Raw genomic sequence first — 7,025 nt, forward strand, 5'->3', positions numbered from 1 at the left:
GTCCTTCGGTCCCATCTGCTTCAGGGCCTCAAGCGGGTCGTCGAAGGGCTCACCCTTGTAGAGGACGAGGTGCTTTGGCCAGGTTTTTTTCGGTGTAACACAGGTTCTGCCCTTGCTTATAACGCCGACGGTCCATTTCTCCTTTTCAATTTCCTCTCCCAGTATCTCCTCGGCCACATAGGCCGCTGTTGTACCGGTGGCTATGTACACGAAGCCGTGTTTAAGGGCGTGCTGGACTTCGGGCATGGCAACGACGGCCTTTGCGATGAGTCTCTTGCTTTCGGGCGGGGTGAGGGTTACAAGCGCTTTTTTCATCCCAATCACCTCCATTAAAATCGGCGTCGAAAGGTATTAAACTTTCCCCGGCCCGGTATCCTTGCCCGGTTCGTATCCCAGACACCCGGAGAATGGGGTGTTTTCCTGTTCATAAAGAACCGAGTAGTGCACACCATTTAAACAAAGGAAATCAGCGGGAAACAAAAGCTACTCCTTGTACTTCGCTATCAGCTCCGCAAGTAGCCTGTGGTGCTCCTGCTCGTTCTTGATGAGGGCCTCCGAGAGCCCCTTGAACAGGGGGTGGGTCATCCTCTCCGCCATCTTCTGGTATGTCTCTATCATGTCTTTCTCTATCTCAAGGTGCATCTCGGCAAAGCGCTTTACCAGGGCTTCCTGCTCGGGTACAAGTTCGATCTCCTTGACCTCCCCCAGGGGGCCCTCTCCCGCGAGCTTCTCCAGCTCCTTCTGGGCCTCTAAAATGGCCTTCATCAGGTGCTTGTGGATGACCGTATCGACGGCTATCCTGCCGACAATCTCTTCCACCTTTGTGTATCTTAGCCCCTGCCCCCTTATGAGTTTCAGACCGTCGACGTAGCTGGAGGCGGCCTTCTTCTCGGTCTCATACGCCCTCTTAACCAGTGGCTCTGACATGGACATCACCGAAGTAATGTGGACATCGAACCTTAATAACGTTTTTTGTTGAACTGGACAGGACTACAACGTTCATAGTCGTGATGAAAATCCAAAAGAAAAGGGTAAAGATCAAAGCCGGAGATTTCACAACTTAACCGTTATGCCGGTCTCTTCCTCGACCTCTTCGAAGCCCTCTTTCATGTACTTCGCGAGCTCTTCATCCACCTCAAAGAGGGCCGCGAGGAACTCCCCGAAGTGCTCCTTTTCTTCGTTGGCAACATCAAGGAAGATGTGCTTTATCCTCTCGTCCTCGATGCCTTCCGCAAGCTGCTCGTAGATATTTATAGCGTCAAGCTCAGCTTCGATGGCCCAGCGAAGGGCCTGTGCAATCTCCACCTTCGTCAGGGATCTCTCCTTCGGGAGCTCAAACGGATACTTCGCCAGCATAGTATCACCAACTCAAGTTCTCGTCTAGCCTAATAACCCTTTTCACCTCAGGAACTTCGAGACGAAGGGGCTCTCTCCGGGTTTTGTTCTCCTGAAGTGGCCGCTCGGCTTGCCGGTGAGGAGCTCCTCAAACCATGCCTCGTGCTCGATCTCCTCGTGGAGTATTGCCAGAGCCAGGTCGTACGTCCTCGGGTCCTTTCCAAATGTGTACTTGCATATCTCGGTGTAAACGCCGACCGCACAGCGCTCTGCCTCAAGGAGGACCTTAAGGATGTTCTCAACGGTCGGTTCCTCGGGGAGGTAAGCGTCGCGGCACCAGGCCATCTTGGAGAAATCAACGATGTCCCTCGGGAGCTCACCACCAAGCTCGTAAATCCTAGGCACCAGCACCTCAAAGTGGTTCCTGTCCTCAAGGCGGGCATCCTCGATTATCTCCTTTATCGTCTCGCCCTCCATGCCTGCCGCATGGTTCCTCAGAACCGTGTAGTAGTAATAGGTCGTAAACTCCGCGGCCGCGGCCCTTAGCAGCATATCCAGAAGTTTTTCCACGTCTATTCCGGCCTTCTCAACAAGTCTTCGGTTGTGTTCAGACATAGGTTTCACCAGAAACCCTAGGTATTTCTTGTTAATAAACTTTTCTATTTAGAAGTTAGTTTTGATTAGAAAGGCTTATAAGTCGGCTCACAAAGGCTGAACTATGTGGAGAGAAAAGGCCCTACAAAGACTCAAGGGGAGTGGTTACAAACTCACGCCCCAGCGCCTCAAGCTTATCGAAGTCCTTGAGGAGCTTGGGCCGTCCCATCCTTCCCTGACTGAAGTGCTGGCTAAAATAAGAGAGGATTTTCCAACGATGAGCTTTTCGACGCTTTACTCCAACCTAATAACGTTAAAGGAGCTCAAACTCGTGGAACTCTTCTCTTTGGACGGGGAGACAAGGGTTGAGCTCAACACTGAACCCCACATCAACCTGATAGGCGATGGCAGGGTTATCGACTTCAACGACCCCGAGATAATTGAAATGATAAGGGAGAAAACAGGTAGAAGGGTCAAGCTCGTCAACGTTTGGGTGGAATGAAGCGCAAATACAGAAGGGCCGCGCATTAATTCTCTTTTTTCTTCTGGAAGCGTGGAGACAATTCTATGGCAAAGTCTTTTATAGTACATGTTCTCTAAACACTACAAAGGATGTGATATTATGAAAGTTTTAGTTCTCTCTACCTTGCACCAGTTCCACGGCCACGTGGATTACTACACATACGAACACCTTTCAGACATAATCGAGGCCTTTTCACCGGACATCCTCGCCGTTGAGCTGAGGCCTTCAGACGTTGATGGCAGGGTGCCACAGACAATAAAGCAGGAGTACCAGAAAAGCGTTTATCCCCTGATTGATAAACTGAAGTGCGAGCTTATCCCCCTCGAACCGCCTGAGCCAGAGTATTCCGAACTCATAGGGATGGCAAAGAGATCAATGAAGAACCTGAAGGAGAGCAATCCCCAGGCACTGGAGCACTTTAAACTCTACGTGGAAGCTCTATACAGCGTGCTTTTCAACTGGTGGAGTTCGGTTCTCGATGTCAACTCTCACGAGACGGACAGGCATTTCGAGATCAAAAGGAACTACCAGAATTCGCTGTTCGGGGAAGATGAGAAAGCGGCATGGGAAAAATGGAATGGATATTTTTTGGAACAGATCCTCAAGGCAAATGAGGGGAGGAAGGAGAGCAAGATGCTGGTCTTGGTTGGGGTGGAGCATTCGTACTGGCTGCGCAGGGAGCTCCGTAAAAGGCACGACGTCCAGCTACTGGAAGCCCCTGAAGTTTTGCCAGATATCATTGGGGTCTGAGGTTCACACTCCCGGCAGTGGAGAGCAGGAATTCAGTCCACCTCAAGGCTGAAGTCTTGGTAGTCCATCCAGATGCCGGTCTTCATGACCGAATCGTACTGGGCTTTCAGGAGTTCGTAGTGCGCCTTCTCCACCTTTGCCAGCTCTTCAAAGATTCTCTTCACCGCTTCGTGCTCTGCCTCTCTTGCGGCTTTCTCGTAGAACTCCCATGTGAGTTTCTCCTGCTCCATACCGATTTTCACCGCATCGACCTCGCTGTCAATGTTTTCAGCTTTAACGAGGAGCTTCTCAAGGAGTTCCTCTTTTACCGCCGGCAACTGACACTTCTCCACCAGACTTTCAAGGAACTTCTCCTCGAAGATTTCCCAGTGTTCGGCCTCTTCACCAGCTAAAAACAGGAACATCTTCTTTGCCCTCTCGTCCCTAGTTTTCTTTGCCAGGTTCAGGTAGAACTTTAGCTCGGCTTTCTCAACTTCAAGGGCAAGGGCTAAGGCCTCAAGCTCGTTCATGCCCTCACCAAAACGTTTTAGCACTTCACCCATAATAACCTTTGGTGGACATAGATGAGAATTGAAAGGGTGGATGAGCCGCTGGAACTTAAGGATGAACTGGTTCGCTTCGTCTTCAGGATCTATCAGGGGACTGATGGGGCTTACCCTGCCTTGGAGTGGGTGGAGAACAAGCCCTCAACGGACGACTTTGATGGTTTCCGGGAGATTTACGAGCCTTTCCTTGAGTTCAGGCTTAAAGATGAGTTCGACGAGCTCTACGTCCTGAGAGACGATGGGGGAAAGATAGCCGGGACGATTGCCCTTGTCTACAACCTCAGAGGCAAGAACCTATGGTGGGTGCCGGAGGAGATAAAAAGTGAAAAAACGGGACTCATTGAGTTCTTCATGGTGGATCCGGCTTACAAGGGCAGGGGATACGGCTCCCAGTTGCTGGGATTCGCCATTCAACGCCTCAGGGAGCTCGGGAAAGTACCTTACGTGATAACCTTCCCGGAGCTTGAGGCTTACTCATATTATATAAAGAAGGGCTTCGCCAGGGTGATGGATTATAAGGAGTTCGTGGTGCTGAAAAAGGGAGATTAAAGGAGAAAGCTGTATATCCCCGGGAATATCTGAAGTGCCAATAGAAGGACAGAAAACACGGCCATTGCTCGGTGTGTTCCTCTGCTCAATTTTTTCCTCAAAAACAGTCTTCCGCTGAAGGCAGTAAACAGTATGGGAAGACAGGTAAAAATACCCAAAGCCCCGTGAGTTGATTGGATCCCTTCAACAATGGAGAGCATGTACGCAACACCGAGGGTCAACAGGCCTATACCGAGGCAACTAAAGGCATGATGCCTTCTCATGTTATGTTTTTTAGCGTGGTGAATGCCCGCTAGAATGTTGAAAAAAGCCGGCGCCTGAACTATGGCGTGAACCTGAAACGGCTCCATCTTCAACCCTCCAGGACCAGTTCACCGCTTCCCTTGGCAACGTTGTGTTTTGTAGTGAAATCATCCGAATCGGCCATTGCGAAGATGAAGTTCACCTCCTTTCCCGGAGTTAGAACCTTGTCGTATTTGTCCCCGGTGTTAAGCTTCCTTTTGAACTCTATTACCGTATACCCACCCTCCTCTCTACCGGCTTTTTCGAGAATGTCATCGGTTCCGCCGAGCTTTGTGTCGGGAGGATGGAGTCCGTAGGTTCCCGTTGAGTACGCGTCAACGATGAAAACCTTTCCGTCCTGAACCCATCCGATTATCATGTCCGCGTCCTTCATCGCGTAGCTCGGTTCGAAGCCTATGGCAACCCAGCCGGTTGTTTCCCCCTTGATGGCCATATAGAGATATTCGCCGTCGTTCCGCCAGTAAACCTCAAACTTTCCGCCGGCAAGGGTAAGGCTGTTGGAGTATTCGTTCTCATCGATTACGCCGTCGGCCTTCCAGGGCGAGAGGTCTTTGACGTGGTTGGCAAGCCTTTGGATGAACCGCTCTGTGTTTGTGGAGAACCTCCAATGCATCCTGCCACCGCAACTATAAGGAGCAAAACAAAAACAAGGATTGCCCTTCTCATATCTACACACTGATAGATGTTTTGCTTTTGGAATTATTTAATTCTTTCCATTTGTGTTACATTTGTATCTAATTTGTACCCAAATTATATAACATACTCAAAAAACACTTTTATGTAAACAGAACATAGTGTTCTATGTAAGGAGATGTTAAAAATGGACGGAAAGGTTTTTGGAATACTCTTGGCAGGCCTCCTCATAGGGGGCCTCCTCGGTTATGGGCTTGCTCCCAGGGGAGTCAGTCAGGCCGAGTACCAGAGCGTGGAGAAGAAGGTCATAGACCTTCAGAACCAGCTCAGCGACCTCCAGGGAAAGGTCCAGGGCTATGAAAACCAGATAAACCAGCTTCAGAGCGAGCTTTCCAAATACAAAGCAAAGGCCACTGCCCTTGAAAGCAAGAACTACACCGTGATGATAGCCTACGATGAAAAAGTCGGTTACTATCTCACAGACGGTGAGGGAAGAACCCTCTATTACTTCGCAAAAGACATTCCGAATTCAGGAAAAAGCTCCTGCTATGGGCCGTGCGCCGAGAAGTGGCCCGCCTTCAGTCCAGATCACGTTTCAGCGCCTTCCGTGCTTGATTCAAAGGACTTCAGCTACATAGAGAGGAGCGATGGAACTTACCAGCTGGCATACAAAGGCTGGCCGCTGTACTATTTCTTCAAGGACGAAAAGGCTGGGGACACAAACGGCGAGGACGTGAAGCACGTCTGGTACGTAATGAGGGATTATGATGTCATGATAGCCTATCAGGAAGGCCTTGGAACGTATTTAACCGATGACTACGGAAGGACGCTCTACTACTTTGCCAAGGACAGCGTCAACATGAGCGCCTGCAGTGGTGAGTGCCTCCAAAAGTGGCCTCCATTCTACAGGCCGAACCCGGTCGCACCCTCGGTAATCCAGGGCCACTTTGGAGAGCTTAACGTTAACGGCGTTAAGTTCACGACCTTCAAGGGGTACCCGCTCTACTACTTCTTCAAGGATGAGAGGAGAGGCGAGGTAAACGGACAGGGGGTTAAAAACGTCTGGTTCGTGGTTAATCCTTTCAACTTCCGCTGAGCCAAACCTTTATTTATTTTTAGATGGATAAGAAAAGCATGGACAGGGACTTCAGGAGCATCATCCTGTGGCTCTTCGTTGGATCAAAGGGAGGACCCACCAGGGCAAGGATTCTTTTCCGCATAAAGGAGTCACCGATGAACGTCCACAGAATAGCCAAGGAGCTGAACCTCAACTACCGGACGGTCAAGTACCATCTGGAACTCATGCGAGAGCACGGTGTCGTTGAAAGGGTTGGCAACGACTATGGGGCCATATACATACCTGGTGAGGCAGTGGAGAAAAACTGGGATGAAATAGAGTCAATACTAAGGAGGAATGGCCTATGATGGGGCTATACTGGATTGTGAACATACTCATTGTCTTAACTGAATTCGCACTGGCCCTCATGCTGCTCAAGAACTACTACTCACTGAGGAATACAGGGGTAGGGAGGAGACTCTTTGGGGTCTCCATGGTCTTCCTCTTCCAGAGCGTTCTCGCGGTGGTTTTCTACATCCACTGGGCCGAAATGGGGCTCGGAAAAAGCGTTGCCGGGCCGTTACTTCTCCTCTCGCTGAGCGGTCTGATTGGAGTTGGTCTGCTGTATTCGATATCTAGGATGTGAGGTTATGAGAAAAGAAATCTTTGGATTTTTGGTTCTTCTCCTTCTTATTGGCGGCACGTACTTGCTGGCCAGGGGAGGGAAAGAGCCGAA

The 7,025-nt window shown here is 50.1% G+C and carries 12 protein-coding genes and 1 pseudogene; 6 read left to right on the forward strand and 7 right to left on the reverse strand.

Annotated elements, in window-relative coordinates; genetic code table 11:
- From MVK60_RS10485 to dps, 4 genes and pseudogenes are all read right to left on the reverse strand, one after another.
- Nucleotides 1-315, reverse strand: a pseudogene (locus tag MVK60_RS10485) (hypothetical protein); the annotation flags it as partial.
- Nucleotides 316-483: 168 nt separating this feature from the next.
- Nucleotides 484-933 (reverse strand): ferritin family protein, encoded by a 450-nt coding sequence (locus MVK60_RS10490; RefSeq protein WP_297439186.1) that lies wholly within the window; start codon nt 931-933, stop codon nt 484-486.
- A gap of 120 nt (nt 934-1,053) precedes the next feature.
- Entirely contained in the window at nt 1,054-1,356 is a 303-nt protein-coding gene (locus MVK60_RS10495; protein WP_297439167.1) for a ferritin family protein, read from the reverse strand.
- Between the two features lie 42 nt (nt 1,357-1,398).
- A complete protein-coding gene (gene dps, locus MVK60_RS10500) occupies nt 1,399-1,950 on the reverse strand; it encodes a DNA protection during starvation protein (protein WP_297439187.1) in 552 nt (183 codons plus the stop codon).
- A 103-nt stretch (nt 1,951-2,053) separates the two neighbouring features.
- On the opposite strand from dps, the gene MVK60_RS10505 reads away from it, so the two are divergent.
- Nucleotides 2,054-2,431 (forward strand): Fur family transcriptional regulator, encoded by a 378-nt coding sequence (locus MVK60_RS10505; protein ID WP_297439168.1) that lies wholly within the window; start codon nt 2,054-2,056, stop codon nt 2,429-2,431.
- Between the two features lie 120 nt (nt 2,432-2,551).
- Nucleotides 2,552-3,202 carry a hypothetical protein gene (locus MVK60_RS10510; RefSeq protein ID WP_297439170.1) on the forward strand — a complete coding sequence of 217 codons (651 nt, stop codon included), beginning with the start codon at nt 2,552-2,554 and terminating at the stop codon, nt 3,200-3,202.
- 32 nt (nt 3,203-3,234) lie between these two features.
- Here MVK60_RS10510 and MVK60_RS10515 read toward each other — a convergent pair whose 3' ends face one another.
- The gene (locus tag MVK60_RS10515; protein WP_297439172.1) at nt 3,235-3,711 is read right to left on the reverse strand and encodes a ferritin family protein; all 477 of its coding nucleotides are present in this window, start codon (nt 3,709-3,711) and stop codon (nt 3,235-3,237) included.
- Between the two features lie 54 nt (nt 3,712-3,765).
- Here MVK60_RS10515 and MVK60_RS10520 point away from each other — a divergent pair, with 54 nt between their 5' ends.
- A complete protein-coding gene (locus MVK60_RS10520; RefSeq protein ID WP_297439174.1) occupies nt 3,766-4,296 on the forward strand; it encodes a GNAT family N-acetyltransferase in 531 nt (176 codons plus the stop codon).
- Here the strand turns inward: MVK60_RS10520 and MVK60_RS10525 are convergent.
- Complete coding sequence (locus tag MVK60_RS10525) at nt 4,293-4,646, reverse strand: hypothetical protein (protein ID WP_297439176.1); 354 nt, start codon at nt 4,644-4,646, stop codon at nt 4,293-4,295. The genes MVK60_RS10520 and MVK60_RS10525 overlap by 4 nt on opposite strands.
- Before the next feature lie 2 nt (nt 4,647-4,648).
- Nucleotides 4,649-5,212 (reverse strand): DOMON domain-containing protein, encoded by a 564-nt coding sequence (locus MVK60_RS10530; protein WP_297439178.1) that lies wholly within the window; start codon nt 5,210-5,212, stop codon nt 4,649-4,651.
- Between the two features lie 207 nt (nt 5,213-5,419).
- Here MVK60_RS10530 and MVK60_RS10535 point away from each other — a divergent pair, with 207 nt between their 5' ends.
- The 3 genes from MVK60_RS10535 to MVK60_RS10545 are packed head-to-tail and all read left to right on the forward strand — an operon-like array spanning nt 5,420 to nt 6,935.
- The gene (locus tag MVK60_RS10535) at nt 5,420-6,328 is read left to right on the forward strand and encodes a hypothetical protein (RefSeq protein WP_297439180.1); all 909 of its coding nucleotides are present in this window, start codon (nt 5,420-5,422) and stop codon (nt 6,326-6,328) included.
- Nucleotides 6,329-6,366: 38 nt separating this feature from the next.
- On the forward strand, nt 6,367-6,657 hold the full coding sequence (locus MVK60_RS10540; RefSeq protein WP_297439182.1) for a winged helix-turn-helix domain-containing protein: 291 nt from the start codon (nt 6,367-6,369) through the stop codon (nt 6,655-6,657).
- Nucleotides 6,654-6,935 (forward strand): hypothetical protein, encoded by a 282-nt coding sequence (locus tag MVK60_RS10545; RefSeq protein ID WP_297439184.1) that lies wholly within the window; start codon nt 6,654-6,656, stop codon nt 6,933-6,935. The genes MVK60_RS10540 and MVK60_RS10545 overlap by 4 nt, the downstream gene beginning before the upstream one ends.
- The last annotated feature ends 90 nt before the right edge of the window (nt 6,936-7,025 follow it).

The organism is Thermococcus sp., assembly GCF_026988555.1.
Lineage (GTDB): Archaea > Methanobacteriota_B > Thermococci > Thermococcales > Thermococcaceae > Thermococcus.